This window comes from Stenotrophomonas sp. HMWF003 (assembly GCF_003061285.1).
Classification (GTDB): domain Bacteria; phylum Pseudomonadota; class Gammaproteobacteria; order Xanthomonadales; family Xanthomonadaceae; genus Stenotrophomonas; species Stenotrophomonas maltophilia_AP.
This window is the reverse complement of record NZ_QAIW01000346.1, coordinates 1-18,060: the sequence shown is the minus strand read 5'-3', so window position 1 is coordinate 18,060 and position 18,060 is coordinate 1. Positions and strand designations below refer to the sequence as shown.

18 protein-coding genes are annotated in these 18,060 nt (G+C 65.7%); 6 read left to right on the top strand and 12 right to left on the bottom strand.

What is annotated here, in order from left to right:
* From DBR34_RS23155 to ndk, 4 genes are all read right to left on the bottom strand, one after another.
* Positions 1 to 353 (bottom strand): helix-turn-helix domain-containing protein (locus DBR34_RS23155; RefSeq protein WP_258223935.1); only part of this gene is annotated, 353 nt, incomplete at its 3' end.
* Positions 354 to 359: 6 nt separating this feature from the next.
* The gene (locus DBR34_RS13970) at positions 360 to 1,157 is read right to left on the bottom strand and encodes a tetratricopeptide repeat protein (protein ID WP_128097239.1); all 798 of its coding nucleotides are present in this window, start codon (positions 1,155 to 1,157) and stop codon (positions 360 to 362) included.
* Entirely contained in the window at positions 1,144 to 2,292 is a 1,149-nt protein-coding gene (gene rlmN, locus DBR34_RS13965) for a 23S rRNA (adenine(2503)-C(2))-methyltransferase RlmN (RefSeq protein ID WP_181394018.1), read from the bottom strand. The genes DBR34_RS13970 and rlmN overlap by 14 nt, the downstream gene beginning before the upstream one ends.
* A gap of 67 nt (positions 2,293 to 2,359) precedes the next feature.
* Entirely contained in the window at positions 2,360 to 2,785 is a 426-nt protein-coding gene (gene ndk, locus DBR34_RS13960; protein WP_038688788.1) for a nucleoside-diphosphate kinase, read from the bottom strand.
* Between the two features lie 310 nt (positions 2,786 to 3,095).
* On the opposite strand from ndk, the gene DBR34_RS13955 reads away from it, so the two are divergent.
* The 3 genes from DBR34_RS13955 to DBR34_RS13945 all read left to right on the top strand — a co-directional run bounded on the left by DBR34_RS13955 (position 3,096) and on the right by DBR34_RS13945 (position 7,506).
* Positions 3,096 to 3,758, top strand: a complete 663-nt coding sequence (locus DBR34_RS13955; protein WP_128097237.1) for a TetR family transcriptional regulator — start codon at positions 3,096 to 3,098, stop codon at positions 3,756 to 3,758.
* 75 nt (positions 3,759 to 3,833) lie between these two features.
* Positions 3,834 to 6,206, top strand: a complete 2,373-nt coding sequence (locus tag DBR34_RS13950; protein WP_128097236.1) for a 3-hydroxyacyl-CoA dehydrogenase/enoyl-CoA hydratase family protein — start codon at positions 3,834 to 3,836, stop codon at positions 6,204 to 6,206.
* A 91-nt stretch (positions 6,207 to 6,297) separates the two neighbouring features.
* Positions 6,298 to 7,506: an acetyl-CoA C-acyltransferase gene (locus DBR34_RS13945; RefSeq protein ID WP_128097235.1), complete on the top strand. Its 1,209-nt coding sequence runs from the start codon at positions 6,298 to 6,300 to the stop codon at positions 7,504 to 7,506.
* A 173-nt stretch (positions 7,507 to 7,679) separates the two neighbouring features.
* Here DBR34_RS13945 and galU read toward each other — a convergent pair whose 3' ends face one another.
* The 8 genes from galU to cmk form a co-directional block, all read right to left on the bottom strand.
* Complete coding sequence (gene galU, locus DBR34_RS13940) at positions 7,680 to 8,564, bottom strand: UTP--glucose-1-phosphate uridylyltransferase GalU (protein WP_128097234.1); 885 nt, start codon at positions 8,562 to 8,564, stop codon at positions 7,680 to 7,682.
* On the bottom strand, positions 8,561 to 10,468 hold the full coding sequence (locus DBR34_RS13935; RefSeq protein ID WP_181394017.1) for a nucleoside-diphosphate sugar epimerase/dehydratase: 1,908 nt from the start codon (positions 10,466 to 10,468) through the stop codon (positions 8,561 to 8,563). The genes galU and DBR34_RS13935 overlap by 4 nt, the downstream gene beginning before the upstream one ends.
* A gap of 16 nt (positions 10,469 to 10,484) precedes the next feature.
* A complete protein-coding gene (locus DBR34_RS13930) occupies positions 10,485 to 11,444 on the bottom strand; it encodes a glycosyltransferase family 4 protein (RefSeq protein WP_181394016.1) in 960 nt (319 codons plus the stop codon).
* An 18-nt stretch (positions 11,445 to 11,462) separates the two neighbouring features.
* Positions 11,463 to 12,641: a lipopolysaccharide assembly protein LapB gene (lapB, locus tag DBR34_RS13925; protein ID WP_038688802.1), complete on the bottom strand. Its 1,179-nt coding sequence runs from the start codon at positions 12,639 to 12,641 to the stop codon at positions 11,463 to 11,465.
* A gap of 6 nt (positions 12,642 to 12,647) precedes the next feature.
* Positions 12,648 to 12,938: a LapA family protein gene (locus DBR34_RS13920; protein ID WP_128097232.1), complete on the bottom strand. Its 291-nt coding sequence runs from the start codon at positions 12,936 to 12,938 to the stop codon at positions 12,648 to 12,650.
* Positions 12,939 to 13,036: 98 nt separating this feature from the next.
* Positions 13,037 to 13,342 (bottom strand): integration host factor subunit beta, encoded by a 306-nt coding sequence (locus DBR34_RS13915; protein ID WP_017355596.1) that lies wholly within the window; start codon positions 13,340 to 13,342, stop codon positions 13,037 to 13,039.
* 87 nt (positions 13,343 to 13,429) lie between these two features.
* Positions 13,430 to 15,115 carry a 30S ribosomal protein S1 gene (gene rpsA, locus DBR34_RS13910; protein ID WP_038688807.1) on the bottom strand — a complete coding sequence of 562 codons (1,686 nt, stop codon included), beginning with the start codon at positions 15,113 to 15,115 and terminating at the stop codon, positions 13,430 to 13,432.
* A gap of 193 nt (positions 15,116 to 15,308) precedes the next feature.
* Complete coding sequence (gene cmk, locus DBR34_RS13905; RefSeq protein ID WP_038688809.1) at positions 15,309 to 15,989, bottom strand: (d)CMP kinase; 681 nt, start codon at positions 15,987 to 15,989, stop codon at positions 15,309 to 15,311.
* Positions 15,990 to 16,183: 194 nt separating this feature from the next.
* Between cmk and ykgO the strand changes: the two genes are divergently transcribed.
* The 3 genes from ykgO to DBR34_RS13890 all read left to right on the top strand — a co-directional run bounded on the left by ykgO (position 16,184) and on the right by DBR34_RS13890 (position 17,879).
* Positions 16,184 to 16,309 carry a type B 50S ribosomal protein L36 gene (ykgO, locus tag DBR34_RS13900; protein ID WP_005409283.1) on the top strand — a complete coding sequence of 42 codons (126 nt, stop codon included), beginning with the start codon at positions 16,184 to 16,186 and terminating at the stop codon, positions 16,307 to 16,309.
* A 156-nt stretch (positions 16,310 to 16,465) separates the two neighbouring features.
* On the top strand, positions 16,466 to 16,792 hold the full coding sequence (locus DBR34_RS13895) for a hypothetical protein (RefSeq protein ID WP_038688813.1): 327 nt from the start codon (positions 16,466 to 16,468) through the stop codon (positions 16,790 to 16,792).
* Positions 16,793 to 16,841: 49 nt separating this feature from the next.
* A complete protein-coding gene (locus DBR34_RS13890) occupies positions 16,842 to 17,879 on the top strand; it encodes an agmatine deiminase family protein (RefSeq protein ID WP_128097231.1) in 1,038 nt (345 codons plus the stop codon).
* The last annotated feature ends 181 nt before the right edge of the window (positions 17,880 to 18,060 follow it).

Below are 18,060 nucleotides of genomic sequence, written 5' to 3'. Positions count from 1 at the left end.
CCCACATACAGCACCCGGCGCCCGAGGCTCTCGGCAATGCGCCGGGCCCGCGGGGTATGGGTGTGGCTGACCAGCTGCGGCGGCACCACCGGCCCGATCCGGGCCTGTTCCAGCACATCGCCCAGATCGATCTTCAGCAGGCGCGCATAGCTGCGCAACTGGCCGCGCACGAACACCGGGGCGCCAAGGCGGTCCCATTGCTCGGCTTCCAGCGACTTCACCACCTGCACCGGCATGTGCAACTGCTGCCCTACCGCTTCAAGCGTCAGCCCTGCCGCTTCGCGCGCCTGGCGGAGACGGACCCCACAGCCGGCAGCGGCATCAAAAGCGTTCACAGTCTGGTCATCAATCACAATGCTTCAACCCCGGGAATTAGGAGCCGCATCCTGCGGAAATTCGTCGCGAATTCGCTGCAGATAGCGACCCGATGCAACCGTGTCACCCAACTGCGCCTCGATTTCAGAGGCAAGTTGTAACACGGAACGTGTGGCCGGTGCAGCCGCAAGACGACGTTGGGAGAAGGCCCGCGCCTCGAAATAGCGGCCCTGGGCGTACTCGCTGCGCGCCATCGACTCCAGCGCATAGGCGTTGCCCGGCTCGGCCTGCAGGGCGGCACGCAGGTCGCGGGCGGCCCGTTCGGACTGGCCGGCGTCCAGCGCACAGCCACCGGCATTGGCCAGCGCCGAGGCCGGCGTGGCATAGCCCGGCGCGGCAAGCGCGCGGTCAAACCAGACCAGCGACTCGGCCGGGCGGCCATGTGTACATAACCACGCACCATAATTATTGAGGACGTCCCCGCGTTCGGGCGCCAGCTCGGCAGCCTTGCGGTAGAGCCCGCCGGCGGCGGCATCCTCGCCGCGCCGGGCAGCCAGCGTGGCCAGCATCAGGTAGGCCTCGGGCCGGTCGCCATCCAGCTTGAGCGCCGTCCGGGCGTTCTTCTCCGCCGCCGCCAGCGAGCCGGATTGATAGGCCCGGTCGGCCAGGGTCATCTGGTCCTGGTAATTCAACCGGCGGCGCGTGGCCGCGCTGTCACGGACTTCATAGGTGGGAGCCACACCGAGCGGCGCACTGGGCGCTCGCTTGCCTTCCTTACCGCAGCCGACCAATGCCAGCGCGATGAAAACAACGGCTGGCAATCGGAAATCAGGCAGCGGCATCCCGGCTTTTCCCATCCTGGAGCGTCTTGTTGAACTCGGCCTGGCGGCGCGTGCGGTCCATCACCTGGCCCTTGAGCTGGCCACAGGCGGCGTCGATGTCGTCGCCGCGGGTGCGTCGGACCATCGTCAGCACCTGCGAATCCAGCAGGATCTTCTGGAAGGCACGGATCTCGGTGTCGCCGGAGCGCTCATAGCGCGTGCCCGGGAACGGATTGAAGGGGATCAGGTTGACCTTGCCCGAGTGCGACGCCTGCACGGCGTTGTCGAACTGGCGCATCAGCCGCGCCAGCTGGCGGGCGTGTTCGGGCTGGTCGTTGATGCCCTTCATCAGGGTGTATTCGAAGGTGACCGATTCGCGGCGCTTGTTTGCTCGCAGGTAGCGTGCGCACGAGGCCATCAGCTCGACGATCGGGTACTTCTTGTTGAGCGGCACCAGGGTTTCGCGCAGCGCATCGTTGGGCGCATGCAGCGACACCGCCAGCGACACGTCGCTCTCGGCGGACAGCCGGTCGATCTGCGGCACCAGGCCGGAGGTGGACAGGGTCACGCGCTTGTTGGCCAGCCCGTAGCCCAGGTCGTCGCGCATCACGCTCATGGCGCGCACGACGTTGTCGAAATTCATCAACGGCTCGCCCATGCCCATCATCACCACGTTGGTGAGACGACGCTGCTTGTGCGGGATGTTGCCCAGGTGGCGCGCCGCCACCCACACCTGGCCGATGATCTCGGCGGTGGACAGGTTGCGGTTGAAGCCCTGGGTAGCGGTCGAACAGAACGTGCAGTTCAGCGCACAGCCGACCTGCGAGGACACGCACAGCGTGCCGCGGTTCTTGTCCGGGATGTAGACCGCCTCGATGGCGTTCTTGCCATCGTTGCCCATCGCCAGCAGCCACTTGTGGGTGCCGTCGTTGGACGGTTTGTCGAACACGATGTTGGGGACCAGGACCTCGGCATGCTGCTTGAGCTTGGCGCGCAGCGCCTTGCCCAGGTCGGTCATCTCATCGAAATCGGTCACGTAATGGTGGTGGATCCACTTCATGACCTGGTGGGCACGGTAGCGCGCTTCGCCGAGTGTCTCGGCGAAGAAGCGCTCCAGACCCTCGCGATCGAGGTCGAGCAGGTTCTGCTTGGCCACAGCCACGCTCGGAACGAGCACGGATGGGATGGCGGTTGGCTGTACGACCTCGTTCACGGCATCACTCTCAGCGCGAGACGACTTCGGTCGCGGCAAAGAAGTAGGCGATTTCGATCGCGGCATTCTCAACCGAGTCCGAGCCGTGGGCGGCATTGGCATCGATGGATTCAGCGAAGTCGGCGCGGATGGTGCCCGCAGCGGCTTCCTTCGGATTGGTGGCGCCCAGCAGGTCGCGGTGGGCCAGGACGGCGTTGTCGCCTTCCAGGGCCTGGATCATCACCGGGCCGGAGATCATGAACTCGACCAGCGCGTTGAAGAACGGACGCTCGCGGTGCACGGCGTAGAAACCTTCGGCTTCACGGCGCGACAGCTGCTTGTACTTGGCGGCGACGACCTTCAGGCCGGCCTTTTCGAAGCGGGCGTAGATTTCACCGATGACGTTCTTGGCGACGGCGTCCGGCTTGATGATGGAAAGGGTGCGCTCCAGCGCCATGGGAATTCTCCGTTGGGCGGGCCACTGATCGGCCCGAGAGTAACATGAAAAAAACCCGCGTCGAAACGCGGGCTTAGCCTGATATACGTGAGGCAATTCTAACGTGTAACCCGCCCATGCGGTAGTGGCGGCCGCTGGCCGGCAACCCCATGAATGCCAAGCGACGCCCCCCGTTCAGGCGGTGCGGGGATCGCCGGGCAGAGCCCGGCACGACGATGAACGGATTCGGCGCTTTTGTGCGCCGCACAATGCGCCCGCGCAGCCCCGGGTCTAATATCAAACAATCGTTTGATTGAACCCTGCCCGACCCATGGCCAAGCCCGCTCATTTCTCCACCAAGGACCGCATTCTCGGCGCCGCCGAGGAGCTGTTCGCGCAGCATGGCTTCGCCGGCACCTCGCTTCGCCAGGTCACCAGCCAGGCCGATGTGAACATCGCGGCGGTCAACTACCACTTCGGCTCCAAGGAAAACCTGGTCAACGAGGTGTTCCGCCGGCGCATGGACGAGATGACCACCGCCCGCCTGGCCCAGCTGGACACGGCCCGCCGCGAGCACCCCGGCCAGCTGCGCCCGGTGCTGGCCGCCTTCGTCGAGCCCGCGCTGGCGATGGCCCAGGACCGCCAGACCGGGGGCGCCTTCGTCCGCGTCATCGCCCGCGCCTACGCGGAGAAGAACGACAACCTGCGCAAGTTCCTGTCCGACCACTACGGCCACGTGCTGCGCGACTTCGGCAAGGCCATCGCGGCCTGCGTGCCGGAGCTCAGCAAGGAAGAGCTGTACTGGCGGCTGGACTTCCTGGCCGGCTCGCTGACCTATGCAATGGCCGACTTCGGCCTGATCAAGCGACCCGCCGGTGTCACCGAAGCGGCGCATCGTGCCCATGCCGCCCGCGAATTGATCCACTTCGCCGAAGCCGGTTTCCGCGCCAGCGCGGTCACCGACGCTGCGTCGACCTCCCTTTCCACCCCGTAGAGCCGGGCTCTGCCCATTGAACCCTCCGTAGAGCCGGGCCCTGCCCGGCTGCCAGACCAACAAAGGCTTATCGACATGTCCAATTCCCTGCTAGTCCGCCGCGCCGCCGTGCTGGGTGCCGGCGTCATGGGTGCCCAGATCGCGGCCCACCTGACCAACGCCGGCGTCGACACCGTGCTGTTCGACCTTCCCGCCAAGGAAGGTCCGGCCGATGGCATCGTGCTCAAGGCAATCGCCAACCTGGGCAAGCTCAGCCCTGCCCCGCTGGCCAGCAAGTCCTACGCCGAGGCGATCACCCCGGCCAACTACGAGACCGGCCTGGAGCAGCTCAAGGACTGCGACCTGATCATCGAGGCCATCGCCGAACGGATGGACTGGAAGCAGGACCTGTACAAGAAGATCGCCCCGTTCGTGGCCGACCACGCCGTGCTGGCCTCCAACACCTCGGGCCTGGGCATCAACAAGCTCGCCGACGTGCTGCCCGAGCAGCTGCGCCACCGCTTCTGCGGCGTGCATTTCTTCAACCCGCCGCGCTACATGCACCTGGCCGAACTGATCCCGGCCAGCACCACCGACGCCGCCGTGCTGGAAGGCCTGGAAGCCTTCCTGGTCACCACGCTGGGCAAGGGCGTGGTGTACGCCAAGGACACCCCGAACTTCATCGGCAACCGCATCGGTGTGTTCTCGATCCTGTCCACCATCCACCACACGCAGGAATTCGGCCTGGGCTTCGATGAAGTGGACGGCCTGACCGGTCCGCTGGTCGGCCGCCCGAAGTCGGCGACCTACCGCACCTCCGACGTGGTCGGCCTGGACACCATGGCGCACGTGATCAAGACCATGGGCGACACCCTGCCCGACGATCCGTGGCATGAATTCTTCACGTCGCCGAAGTGGCTGGACGCGCTGATCGCCAAGGGCGCGCTCGGCCAGAAGACCGGTGCCGGCATCTTCCGCAAGGTCGGCAAGGACATCGTCGTCCTCGATCTGGAGAAGCAGGACTACCGCCCGGCCGACCGCACCGCCGCACCGGAAGTGGTCGAGATCCTGAAGATCAAGAACCCGGCCGAGAAGTTCGCCAAGCTGCGCGAAAGCCAGCACCCGCAGGCGCAGTTCCTGTGGGCGACCTTCCGCGACCTGTTCCACTACAGCGCCTACCACCTGGCCGACATCGCCGAAACCGCGCGCGACGTCGACCTGGCCATCCGCTGGGGCTACGGCTGGTCGCTGGGCCCGTTCGAAACCTGGCAGGCCGCCGGCTGGAAGCAGGTGGCGCAGTGGATCGCCGATGACATCGTGGCCGGCAAGAGCATGAGCAATGCGCCGCTGCCCGATTGGGTGTTCGACGGCCGCGACGGCGTGCACGCCGCCGAAGGCAGCTACAGCCCGACCCGCAACGCCAAGCTGCCGCGCTCGGCGCTGCCGGTCTACCAGCGCCAGCGCTTCCCGGATCCGCTGCTGGGCGAAACGTTCGCCCCGGGCGAAACCGTGTTCGAGAACGACGGCGTGCGCATGTGGCACGACGGCGACGGGATCGCGGTGGTCAGCTTCAAGACCAAGATGAACACCGTCTCCGACCACGTGCTCAACGGCCTGCAGGAAGCGATCAAGCGCGCCGAGAAGGACTACAAGGGCCTGGTGATCTGGCAGCAGAAGGAACCTTTCTCCGCCGGTGCCGACCTGGCGGGCGCGCTCGGCCTGCTGCAGGCCGGCAAGGTCGACCAGTTCGAAGAGATGGTGCACAACTTCCAGCGCACCAGCCAGGCGATCAAGTACGCGCTGGTGCCGGTGGTGACCGCCGTGCGCGGCCTGGCCCTGGGCGGTGGCTGCGAGTTCCAGATGCACAGCGCCAAGAGCGTGGTCGCACTGGAAAGCTACATCGGCCTGGTCGAGGCGGGCGTCGGCCTGCTGCCGGCCGGTGGCGGCCTGAAGGAACTGGCCGTGCGCGCCTCGCAGGCTGCCGGCCCGGGCGGTGACGTGTTCGCCGAACTGAAGAAGACCTTCGAAACCGTGGCCATGGCCAAGGTCTCCAACTCGGCGGTCAACGCCAAGGAACTGGGCCTGATGCGCGCCACCGACAAGGTGGTGTTCAACAGCTTCGAAGCGCTGCATATCGCCAAGGCCGAAGTGCAGGCGCTGGCCGAAGGCGGCTACCGTCCGCCGATGCCGGCCCGCCGCATCCAGGTGGCCGGCGACGTCGGCATCGCCACCTTCAAGATGATGCTGGTCAACATGCTGGAAGGTCGTTTCATCAGTCCGTACGACTACGAAATCGCCGTGCGCATCGCCACCGTGCTCTGCGGTGGCGAAGTGGACCGCGGCACGCTGGTGGACGAAGAGTGGCTGCTGACCCTGGAGCGCAAGCACTTCGTCGAACTGGCCCAGCAGGAAAAGACCCAGGCCCGCATCGCGCACATGCTCAAGACCGGCAAGCCGCTGCGCAATTGATGGCGCGCCGGGCGCGACGGCCCCCGTCCGCGCCCGGTCGGTGCCGACCGTTGGTCGGCACACCTGTCCCTACATTCAAGAGATCACTGCAATGACCAAGCAAATCCAGGACGCCTACATCGTCGCCGCCACCCGCACCCCGGTAGGCAAGGCGCCCAAGGGCGTGTTCCGCAACACCCGTCCCGACGACATGCTCGCCCACGTGCTCCGCTCGGTGGTCGCGCAGGCCCCGGGCATCGACGTCAACCGCATCGATGACGCCATCATCGGCTGCGCGATGCCGGAGGCCGAGCAGGGCATGAACGTGGCCCGCATCGGCGTGCTGCTGGCCGGCCTGCCCGACACCATCGCCGCGCAGACGGTCAACCGCTTCTGCTCCTCCGGCCTGCAGGCCGTGGCCATGGCCGCCGACCAGATCCGCCTGGGCAATGCCGACCTGATGCTGGCCGGTGGTACCGAGTCGATGTCGATGGTGCCGATGATGGGCAACAAGATCGCCATGGCCCCGAGCGTGTTCGACAACGACCACGTCGCCATCGCCTACGGCATGGGCATCACCGCCGAGAAGGTCGCCGAAGAGTGGAAGGTCTCGCGCGAGGAGCAGGACGCCTTCGCCCTCGCCTCGCACCAGAAGGCCATCGCCGCGATCCAGAACGGCGACTTCAAGGACGAGATCAGCCCCTACGACGTGCGCACCCGCCAGCCCGACCTGGCCGACGGCCGCCGCATCATCACCCGCGACACGATCGTCGATACCGATGAAGGCCCGCGCCTGGATTCGTCCGCTGAAGGCCTGGCCAAGCTGCGCCCGGTGTTCCGCAACGGCCAGTTCGGCGGCACCGTCACGGCCGGCAACTCGTCGCAGATGAGCGACGGCGCCGGCGCCGTGCTGCTGGCCTCCGAACAGGCGGTCAAGGACTACGGCCTGAAGCCGCTGGCCCGCTTTGTCAGCTTCTCCGTTGCCGGCGTGCGCCCGGAAGTGATGGGCATCGGCCCGATCGCCGCGATCCCCAAGGCGCTGAAGCAGGCTGGCCTGACCCAGGACCAGCTGGACTGGATCGAGCTCAACGAAGCCTTTGCCGCGCAGTCGCTGGCGGTGATCCGCGATTGCGGCCTGGACCCGTCCAAGGTCAACCCGCTGGGCGGCGCCATCGCCCTGGGCCACCCGCTGGGCGCGACCGGCGCGATCCGTACCGCCACCCTGCTGCACGGCCTGCGCCGTCGCCAGCAGAAGTACGGCATGGTGACCATGTGCATCGGCACCGGCATGGGCGCGGCAGGCATCTTCGAGTCGCTGTGATGTAGTGGGCGGTGCCGGCCCCAAGGCCGGCACCCTGCCCCGCTGGGCGGCATCGACCGTTGGTCGATGCGGGAACACCGACGAAATGCAAAAAGGGCAGCCGCAAGGCTGCCCTTTTTGTTGGCGTGTGTACCGACCAACGGTCGGTATCTACCGGGTGATCGCGATTGCGATCAGCCTTCGGCGAGCGCCTTCTTCATGATCTCGCGCGCCGGGCCGGCCAGCTTGTCGTTGTTCAACGCAAAGCGGATGGTGGCTTCGACCAGACCCAGGTGCGTGCCGCAATCGAAGCGCGTGCCTTCGAAACGGTACGCGTCCACGGGCTCGCTCTTGAGCAGCTCGGCGATGGCGTCGGTGAGCTGGATTTCACCGCCGGCACCGGTGCCGGTGGCTTCGAGCAGCTCGAAAATCTTCGGGCTCAGGACATACCGGCCGACCACGGCCAGGTCGCTGGGCGCGTCTTCCGGCTTGGGCTTCTCGACGATCGCGCTGATGTGGCCCTGGCGGCCATCGAACGCCTCGGTGGCGACGATGCCGTAGCTGCCGGTCTTCTCATGCGGCACGTCTTCCACCGCGATGACGCTGGCACCGCTGGCCTGGTTCGCATCGGCCATCTGCTTGAGCGCACCATCGCCACGGTTCCAGATCAGGTCGTCGGGCAGCAGCACCGCAAAGGGTTCGTCACCGACAATCGCCTTGGCGCACAGCACTGCGTGGCCCAGGCCCAGCGCTTCAGCCTGGGTGACGAAGATCGCACGCACGCCATTGGGCAACACGTGGCGTACCAGTTCCAGCTGTTCCAGCTTGCCGGCGCGTTCGAGCTTCTGTTCCAGCTCGTAGGCCTTGTCGAAATAATCGGCCACCGCATGCTTGTAGCGGTTGGTGATGAAGATCAAGGTGTCGCAGCCAGCTTCGATCGCCTCGTCGACGGCGTACTGGATGAGCGGCCGATCGATGATCGGGAGCATCTCCTTGGGCACCGTCTTGGTTGCGGGAAGGAACCGGGTACCCAGTCCTGCCACGGGGAAAACCGCCTTGCGAATACGCTTGTTCGTCACAGCCTGTTGGCCTCTCGTGCCGGGAAGGGAAGTACTTTAGCCGAGGCGACGTGATCGTCTTGTTGCAGGGGCGAGAACTCCGGCATGGTCGCGAACAGGATGCTGTTGATGGCATCGGTGTCGTAGGTTGCGATGGCCTCGCGCAGGCGCGGTACGTTGCCCAGCACCTGATCGCGCGCGAACGTGCGCACACCGGCTTCGAGAATCTTGGGATGCGCGGTCGGCCGGTAGTCCTCGTCGGAATAGAACAAGGTCTCGTGCAGCTTCTCGCCCGGACGCAGCCCGGTGTAGATGATCGCGATGTCCTTGTAGGGCTGCTTGCCGGCCAGACGGATCATCTGCTCGGCCAGCACCCGGATCGGCACCGGCTCGCCCATGTCCAGCGTGTAGATCGCGCCATGCGATGCCGACGCGGCCGCCTGCAGGATCAACTGGCAGGCCTCGGGAATGGTCATGAAGTAACGGGTGACCTCCGGATCGGTCACGGTCACCGGCCCGCCCTTCATGATCTGGTCGCGGAACAACGGCACCACGCTGCCGGCCGAGGCCAGCACGTTGCCGAAGCGCACCGTGACAAACCGCGTGTGATTGGTTTTCTGGTCCAGGCTCTGGCAGATCATTTCCGCGTAGCGCTTGCTGGCGCCCAGCGCGTTGACCGGATCGACCGCCTTGTCGGTGGAGATGAACACGAAATGCTCGATGCGCGCTTCCACGCAGGCCCGCGCCACCGTTTCGGTCGACAGAATGTTGTTGCGCACTGCTTCGCGAAGCTGGCGCTCCAGCACCGGCACCTGCTTGTAGGCCGCCGCATGGAAGACCGCATCCACGCTTGCCAGCGACAGCGCATGCCGGATCACCGACGGATCGCCGCAGTCGCCCAGCACGGCCTGCACGTCCAGGTCCGGGAAGCTGCGCGTGAGCTCGGCTTCGATGGTAAGCAGCAGCAGCTCGCTCATTTCAAGCAGGATGATCCGGCCGGCACCGTGGCGCGCGCACTGGCGGCACAGCTCCGAACCGATCGAGCCACCTGCGCCAGTTACCAGCACGGTACGCCCGCCCAGCCAGCCGCGGATCAGCGACCAGTCCGGCAGGATCGGCTTGCGCCCGAGCAGGTCCTCGATGGCGACCTCTTTCAGTTCACCGGGCAGCGAATGCCCGAGCAGCACATCGTTGAGCTTGGGCACCATCCGGAAGGGCACGCCGGTGGCTTCGCAGAGCGCGACCACCCGCTGCATGCCGACCGCATCCAGCGACGGGATGGCGATCACCAGCAGCTTGGCCGCGGTCTCGCGCACCACCGACGGGGCATCGTCCAACGTGCCCAGGATGGGCAGCCCCTGCAGCTTGGCACCCTGCAGGTGCGGCGCATCGTCGAGCAGGCCGACCGGGTGGAAATCGCCTGAACGGCGCAGGTCACGGACCAGGGCTTCGGCCGCCTGGCCGGCGCCCAAGATCAGCACGCGGCGCGCACTCGCATCCGATTGCAGCGACTGGTAGTCCTTCCACGCGCGATACAGCAGGCGCGGGGCGCCGAGCAGGGCCGACAGCGCGAACGGATAGATCACCAGCACCGACATCGGCACGCCGGCGAAGCGCTTGTAGGCCAGGGCCACGACAATGGCCAACAGGCCGATGAAGCTGGCCTTGAAGATGTTGAGCAGGTCGGCCACGCTGGCAAAGCGCCACAGGCCGCGGTACAGGCCCACCCGCCAGAACACCACGGCCTGGATCGCCAGCACCAGCGAGGTGTCGATGTTCCAGAGCGGCAGGGAGGGGGCATCGGCCAGCATCGAATAGCGGCCGGCATGCAGCAGCTGCCAGCACGCCCAGACCATGAACAGGTCGTGGGCCACGATGGCGGCGCGCGGGAGCAAACTGGTGAGACGGTCCTGCCAAGGCGTCATAAAACAAACAATCCTTCTAGTTGCGCAATCCATTGCGCAGGAGTAGCCACAAGCCGGTCGCGAAGATCATCCACGCACCCGCTACGGCAGCCTCCCACCTCGGCTGCAGATCACTGCAAGCATTAAACACTGTAATACTGAACAGGCCAAAAACAAAATACAGCGCAGTCACCAAGGTGTGACTTGCACCACTCTTGATCGCACGCTGGTACAGATGTTGGGTGTGGGCGTCCATCCACCGTTGCCCGGACAGCATGCGCGACAGCAGTGTGAAGCCTGCGTCCACGAGGAAGGCCGACAGCGGCACCAGCAACAGCAGCCAGTTGATCTCGGTGACCACGCTGGCCAGGCACACCAGGGCGGCGATGGCATAGCCCAGCGCGCCGCTGCCGACGTCCCCCATGAAGATGCGTGCCCGCGGGAAATTGAACGGCAGGAAGCCCAGGCACGCCAAGGCCAGCACCACGCCGGCCAGGGCGAACGGCAGCGGCATCACCATGGCGAAGGCCAGCCCGGCCAGGATCGCCTGGCTGGTGGCGATGCCGTTGATGCCATCCATGAAATTCCAGATGTTGACCAGCGAGGTGGTGAACAGCATCGCCAGTACCGCGTGTACCACGCTCCCGCTGGCCTGCCAGACCAGGGCGCCGATCAGGGTTGCGGCGACCATGTGCACCAGCAGCCGGCGGAGGGCCGGCAGCGGGCGGTGGTCGTCCCACCAGCCAATGCCGGCTACGAGTGCCAGTCCCAGGCTGAACACCCCCAGCGTCGTGCGGGCGGCCGGCCAGACCACGGCGGCCGTGACGGCCGCCAGCAGCAGGGTCAGCACGATGGCGATACCGCCCCCGCGTGGCGTGGCCACGCCATGGCTGCGACGTTCGCCCGGCTGGTCCATCAGGTTGCGGCGCAGCGCGTAGTGGCGCGCGCCCCAGGTGAGCGCCGCCGCGATCGCCAGCACCGCTGGCAGACCGATCATCCAGGCCACGGGCATGGCTTAAAGCACCGCGTAGTTCAGCAGCGGCTTCACGGTTCCCCACTCCTTGCAGCTGGGGCATTGCCAATGGTGGGTACGGGCGCCGAAGCCGCAGCGGGTGCAGCGGTAGGCGGGATTGCGCACCAGCAGCTGGTCGGTGATGTGCTTGAGGTCGTGCAGGGTAGCCGTGGAGTCGGCACCTTCGGCCAGGGTCAGGTCGATCAGCGCCGACTCGCCGCGTACCGACGGGCGGTCCTTGAGCTGGCGCCCCAGGTAGGCACGGGCCGGGGCCACGCCCTCCTGCTCTTCCATCAACTGGGTCAACGCCAGCACCGGGGCGATGCCGCGATAGTGCTCGGTCATCTCCGACAGGAACGCACGCGCACCCCCGAGGTCGCCGACCTTGCGGTAGTTCTGCATGAGCGGCTGCAGCACCTCGGGCAGGTACTCGGGATCGTTGCGGGCCGCCCGCTCGAACGCGCGCACGGCCGCTTCGGCATTGCCGGCATCGGTTTCCAGGCGCCCTTCGATGATGCCGGCGCGGACCGACATGGCATCGGCCTGGTAGGCGCGCGCGATGGCCGCCCTCGCCTCTTCGATCTTGCCGGCGCCACGGAAGCGCTCGGCCAGCTCGCACTCGAACTGCCCGATCAGCTTGCCCATCGGCTCGCCGGTGACCTCTTCGAAGCGGCTGGCGTTGTCGATCGCCTTTTCCCAGTCGCGCTCGGCCTGGTAGATGCCGATCAGGTGCTTGAGCGCCTGCGGCGCCCGCTGGTCGAGCTGGGCCAATTCGGTGAACACGGTTTCGGCGCGGTCCAGCAGGCCGGACTTCATGTAGTCCTCGCCCAGTGCCAGCAGCGCCTGGACGCGCTGTGCGTCGGTCAGGTCGGCGCGGTTGACCAGCCCTTGGTGCAGGCGGATGGCGCGGTCCACTTCACCGCGGCGGCGGAACAGATGGCCCAGTGCGACCTGGGTCTCAAAGGTTTCCTTGTCCAGCTCGGCGATGTGCAGGAACAGCTCGATGGCCTTGTCCGGCTGCTCGTTGAGCAGGTAGTTCAGGCCACGGAAATAGGTGCTGGACAGGCGGCTGACCTGGTTGTCGCCATGGCGCTGACCGCCGCGACGCCCGATCACCCAGCCGGACAACGCGGCCAGCGGAAGGAACAGGAAGAACCAGAACCACTCGGAGACAAATTCCATCGGGGCTCAGCGTCCGTCGAAAGGAGAAGAAGGGGTGGAGGCAGGTGCCACGACCACGGTCGGGCTGGCCTTCTGCGCTTTGCGCAGCTTGGCGTACAACGGGATCACCAGGCTGGCCAGCACGATGCCGCCGCCGATGATGGCACCGGACAACAGGGCGACAATGATCGCCAGGCCGGTGGTAGTGGTGATCTGGGTAAAGCCCAGACTCAAGACCATCTTGTCCGAGTTGAGCGCACCGATGATGAGCCCGGCGACGAGAACCGCCAGCAGGATAAGGAGACGTACGACTTTCATGGAGCAGCTCCAGTTCCGGGAGATTCAAGAGTAGCGGAATATAGAGCAGCGGGACAAAAGAGGCCCGGAACGAAAAAGCAGCAGACCAATGGTCCGCTCTACGCGGGGTCGCTTTCCAGCGGCACCACGGCGCTGACGCGCTCGCGCAGTTCCTTGCCTGGTTTGAAGTGCGGGACATGCTTGCCCGGCAACGCGACCGATTCCCCGGTCTTGGGGTTGCGCCCCAGCCTGGGCGGCCGGTAGTGCAACGAAAAACTGCCGAACCCGCGGATCTCGATGCGATCCCCGCCAGCCAGCGCCCCACCCATCATTTCCAGCAACGACTTCACTGCCAGATCGACATCGTCCGACTTCAAATGCGCCTGTCGGCGCGCCAGGATTTCGATCAGCTCGGATTTGGTCATTACGGGCTCTTCGGGGGGAACTCAGACCCTGAAACGGCCCGGACTGATGTCCGGGCCGTCCAGGAAACTACGACAGCGTGAGGCCGATTACTCGGACTTGTTGCTGTTCAGCTGTGCACGCAGCAGCGCGCCGAGCTGGGTGGTGCCGCTGGATGCCGAAGAGGACTGGTATTCCTCCAGCACTTCGCGCATTTCCGCGTCGTCCTTGGCCTTGATGGACAGCTGCAGGGTACGACCCTTGCGATCCATGCCCACGAACTTGGCTTCCACCTTGTCGCCGACCTTCAGGAACTGGGTCGCGTCGTCGACGCGCTCGTTGGCAACGTCGCGTGCAGCCACGTAGCCTTCGATGCCGTCAGCCAGTTCGATGGTTGCGCCCTTGGCGTCCACTTCCTTGACCACGCCTTCGACCTTGGAACCCTTCGGGTTGGCAGCCATGTACTGGCCGAACGGATCCTGCTCCAGCTGCTTGACGCCCAGGCTGATGCGCTCGCGCTCCGGATCGACGGCCAGGACGACGGCGTCCAGGTTGTCGCCCTTCTTGTAGTTGCGGACCACGTCTTCGCCGGTGGTGTTCCAGCTGATGTCGGACAGGTGCACCAGGCCATCGATACCGCCGTCCAGGCCGATGAAGATGCCGAAGTCGGTGATCGACTTGATCTGGCCCGACACCTTGTCGCCCTTCTTGTGGATGGCAGCGAAGGTTTCCCACGGATTGGCGGCAACCTGCTTCATGCCCAGCGAGATGCGGCGACGCTCCTCGTCGACGTCCAGGACCATGACTTCAACTTCGTCACCGACCTGCACAACCTTGGACGGGTTGACGTTCTTGTTGGTCCAATCCATTTCGGAGACGTGCACCAGACCTTCGACGCCCGGCTCGATCTCGACGAATGCGCCGTAATCGGTGACGTTGGAGACCTTGCCGAACACGCGGCTGTTGGCCGGGTAACGACGGGCGATGTTGTCCCACGGATCCTCGCCCAGCTGCTTCAGACCCAGCGAAACGCGGTTGCGCTCGCGGTCGAACTTCAGCACGCGGACGTCCAGCTCGTCGCCGACGTTCACGACTTCGGACGGATGGCGCACGCGCTTCCAGGCCATGTCGGTGATGTGCAGCAGGCCGTCGATACCGCCCAGGTCCACGAATGCGCCGTAATCGGTCAGGTTCTTGACGACACCCTTCAGGATCGCGCCTTCCTGCAGCTTGTCCATCAGCTGCTCGCGCTCTTCCGAGTGCTCGCTTTCGACGACAGCGCGGCGCGACACCACGACGTTGTTACGCTTGCGGTCCAGCTTGATGAGCTTGAATTCCAGCTCCTTGCCTTCCAGGTAGGCCGGATCGCGCACGGGGCGCACATCGACCAGGGAACCCGGCAGGAACGCGCGGACATCCTTGATGTCCACGGTGAAACCACCCTTGACCTTGCCGCTGATGCGACCGGTGATGGTTTCGTTCTTTTCCAACGCTTCTTCCAGCTCGTCCCACACCATCGCGCGCTTGGCCTTCTCGCGCGACAGGACGGTTTCACCGAAGCCGTTCTCGATGGAATCGAGGGCGACCTTGACGACGTCGCCTTCAGCAACGTCGATCTCGCCAGCGTCGTTACGGAACTGTTCGATCGGCACGATGCCTTCGGACTTCAGGCCGGCGTTGATCACCACGACATCGCCGCGGACTTCAACAACGACACCGCTGACGATCGAGCCCGGCTTCAGCTTGGCCAGATTGGCCTGACTGGCTTCGAACAGCTCTGCAAATGATTCGGTCATTAGATTTACTCTGTTGGACACATGGGCATTGGCCCCCGAAGGGAACCGCTTACTGCCCGCCTGTTGGTCGACCCCGGTACGGCGAGTCGTGTGTTAAGTAGGAAAACCGCCACGCACTATTGCGGGACGGAGCTTTTGTTGCCTTGCGATGTGCGACACCGCCGATGGGCTGGCGGTTCTCCTGTACAACGGATCAGGCACCCGAAACCGGAAGCAGATCCAACACATTGGCAACGACTGCGTCGATGCCGATGCCACTGGTGTCGATGATGACGGCATCGTCTGCCGGCTTCAGGGGCGCCACTGTGCGCTGTGCATCACGGGCGTCGCGGGCCATGATCTCGCGCAGGAGGTCTTCAAAGTTAACAGAAACCCCCTTGTCTTTCAACTGCTTATGCCGGCGCCCGGCACGCTCCTCGGCGCTGGCGGTCAGGAAGACCTTGAATGGGGCGTCGGGGAAGATCACCGTGCCCATGTCGCGGCCGTCGGCGACCAGGCCCGGCAGAACCCTGAATGCGCGCTGGCGCTCTTTCAGGGCGGCCCGCACCTCCGGGATGGCCGCAATGGCCGAGGCCAGCGCGCCGGTGGTCTCCAGGCGCAGCTCATCGGTGGCATCGGTATCGTTGACCACCACCCGCAGCCCGCCATCGGCTGCTTCGACGAACCGGACATGGGTGTCGAAGGTGCAGCGCACCAGCGCCGAGGCGTCGGAAGTGTCGATATCGGCCCAGCTGGCGGCCACGCCCACGGCGCGATACAGGGCGCCAGAATCCAGGTAATGCCAGCCCAGGCGGCGTGCGACAATGCGGCTGACGGTCCCCTTGCCGGCCCCGGACGGGCCGTCGATGGTGAGCACGGGAGGAAGCTGGTTCATGGGTTTCCCTGTGGAATGGACCGCCCATTCTAGCCCCCGCCCGGGGGCGCCCGAGACCTTTTTCGTGCAACCACTTGAAAGGATGGAAAAAAGACCGGTACAATTGCGGGCTTGAACGGGCGTCACCTGCCGATTGTCATCTGCATATCGCGGCCGCGCTCCAACCGAATCCAACGTTTACGCCGAGGTATGCAATGAAAGTCCTGTCTTCCCTGAAGTCCGCCAAGGCTCGTCACCGCGACTGCAAGGTCGTCCGTCGCCGCGGCAAGATCTTCGTGATCTGCAAGTCGAACCCGCGTTTCAAGGCTCGCCAGCGCTGAGCCTGAAGGCGTCACGGCCCCACGGCCGCGACCAACCTGAATAAAAAACCGCCTCCGGGCGGTTTTTTATTGCCGTTTTTGTTGTAATCGCCGGGTGGGCCACGACCGTCGGTCGTGGCCTCTTCCGTATTCTTGACCACTGGGGAGTAGATCGAGATGAAGCGTTACCTGACCACCCTGCCATTGCTGGCCCTGCTGGCCTGCGCCAGCGCCCACGCCGACACGCTGCTGATCGACCGCAGCCAGGAAAAGCCCGCCACCGCCCTGCCCGTCCGCGGCCAGAGCATGCAGCAGGTGCAGTCGCAGTTCGGGGACCCGGGCGAGCGCCTGGAGCCGCGCGGCGGACAGAAGCGCCAGTGGCCGACCATCAACCGCTGGGTGTACCCGCAGTTCACCGTCTACTTCGAGAAGCAGAAGGTGATCGACGTGGTGGCCAACAAGGCCGACGCCAACGAGGTCGGCCCGAAGCCGCCGATCCGCTGATTTTTTCCTTTCCCCCGCCCGCCGCACGGCGGGCCATCGCACCGAGACCATGAACGACACGCTCCGCTTTCCGGCCGAATGGGAAACCCAGTCCGCCATCCTGATCGCCTGGCCCCACGCCGACACCGACTGGGCCGACCGCCTGGGTGACGTCGAGGACACCTACATCGCCCTGGTGGCGGCCATCACCCGCTTCCAGCCGGTGCTGATCATCGTTGCCGACGATGACCTGGAGGCCTACGCCGATGCGCGCCTGCGCTCCAACCGGATCGACATGGACCGGGTCCGGTTCGTCACCGCGCAGTACGACGACACCTGGCTGCGCGATTCCGGCCCGATCACGCTCAAGCGCGCCGACGGCGGCTTCCGCCTGCTCGATTTCCGCTTCACCGGCTGGGGCGGCAAGTTCGACGCAAGCCTGGACGACCAGCTGGTCGGCGTCCTGCACGCCGCGGGCGTGTTCGCGCCGAACGCGGAGGTGCAGAGCATTCCGTTCGCACTGGAAGGCGGCGGGATCGAAACCGACGGTGCGGGCACGCTGCTGACCACCTGGCAGTGCCTGCACGAGCGCCACCCGGACCGCGACCGCGCCTCGCTCAGCACCGACCTGGCCGGCTGGCTGCAGCAGGACCGCGTGCTGTGGCTGGACCACGGTTACCTGGAAGGCGACGACACCGACGCCCACATCGACACGCTGGCACGCTTCGCCTCGGTGGACAGCATCGTCTACCAGGCCTGCGATGACAGCAGCGATTCGCACTTCGCCGAACTGCAGGCGATGGGCAACGAACTGGCCGCGCTGCGGACCGCCGACGGTGCGCCGTACCGCCTGTTCCCGCTGCCGTGGGCACAGCCGGTGATCGACGATGGCCGCCGCCTGGCTGCGTCCTACGCCAACTACCTGATCCTCAACGGCGCGGTGCTGATGCCGGCCTACGGGGATGTCGCCGACGAAGCCGCCCGCGCGGTGCTGGCCCAGGCCTACCCGGACCGCGAAGTCGTCCCGGTGCCGTGCCGCTCGCTGATCTGGCAGAACGGCAGCCTGCACTGCATCACCATGCAGTTGCCGGAAGGGTTGCTGGCGTAACGCCACCCTCTGATCGACGTACCACCTGGCGCCGGGCTTTGCCCGGCGCTTTTGGTTTTCGGCGACGCGCGGGCGTATGCGCGCTCGCGGGACTGGCAGGTCGGGGCGAGCTTGCGGGGGACGCGGTAAACCCGTCCTTGGGGGCTTGGTCGCCGCATCCATGCAGCTCACACCCCCGCAA

What these genes read in the sequence shown, in the direction of transcription:
- ykgO (WP_005409283.1), top strand. Translation starts at nt 16,184, where the DNA reads ATGAAAGTCCTGTCTTCCCTGAAGTCCGCCAAGGCTCGTCACCGCGAC.
- DBR34_RS13970 (WP_128097239.1), bottom strand. Translation starts at nt 1,157, where the DNA reads ATGCCGCTGCCTGATTTCCGATTGCCAGCCGTTGTTTTCATCGCGCTG.
- rpsA (WP_038688807.1), bottom strand. Translation starts at nt 15,115, where the DNA reads ATGACCGAATCATTTGCAGAGCTGTTCGAAGCCAGTCAGGCCAATCTG.
- DBR34_RS13935 (WP_181394017.1), bottom strand. Translation starts at nt 10,468, where the DNA reads ATGACGCCTTGGCAGGACCGTCTCACCAGTTTGCTCCCGCGCGCCGCC.
- DBR34_RS13895 (WP_038688813.1), top strand. Translation starts at nt 16,466, where the DNA reads ATGAAGCGTTACCTGACCACCCTGCCATTGCTGGCCCTGCTGGCCTGC.
- DBR34_RS13890 (WP_128097231.1), top strand. Translation starts at nt 16,842, where the DNA reads ATGAACGACACGCTCCGCTTTCCGGCCGAATGGGAAACCCAGTCCGCC.
- DBR34_RS13945 (WP_128097235.1), top strand. Translation starts at nt 6,298, where the DNA reads ATGACCAAGCAAATCCAGGACGCCTACATCGTCGCCGCCACCCGCACC.
- DBR34_RS13950 (WP_128097236.1), top strand. Translation starts at nt 3,834, where the DNA reads ATGTCCAATTCCCTGCTAGTCCGCCGCGCCGCCGTGCTGGGTGCCGGC.
- DBR34_RS13930 (WP_181394016.1), bottom strand. Translation starts at nt 11,444, where the DNA reads ATGATCGGTCTGCCAGCGGTGCTGGCGATCGCGGCGGCGCTCACCTGG.
- DBR34_RS13955 (WP_128097237.1), top strand. Translation starts at nt 3,096, where the DNA reads ATGGCCAAGCCCGCTCATTTCTCCACCAAGGACCGCATTCTCGGCGCC.
- lapB (WP_038688802.1), bottom strand. Translation starts at nt 12,641, where the DNA reads ATGGAATTTGTCTCCGAGTGGTTCTGGTTCTTCCTGTTCCTTCCGCTG.
- cmk (WP_038688809.1), bottom strand. Translation starts at nt 15,989, where the DNA reads ATGAACCAGCTTCCTCCCGTGCTCACCATCGACGGCCCGTCCGGGGCC.
- DBR34_RS13920 (WP_128097232.1), bottom strand. Translation starts at nt 12,938, where the DNA reads ATGAAAGTCGTACGTCTCCTTATCCTGCTGGCGGTTCTCGTCGCCGGG.
- ndk (WP_038688788.1), bottom strand. Translation starts at nt 2,785, where the DNA reads ATGGCGCTGGAGCGCACCCTTTCCATCATCAAGCCGGACGCCGTCGCC.
- DBR34_RS13915 (WP_017355596.1), bottom strand. Translation starts at nt 13,342, where the DNA reads ATGACCAAATCCGAGCTGATCGAAATCCTGGCGCGCCGACAGGCGCAT.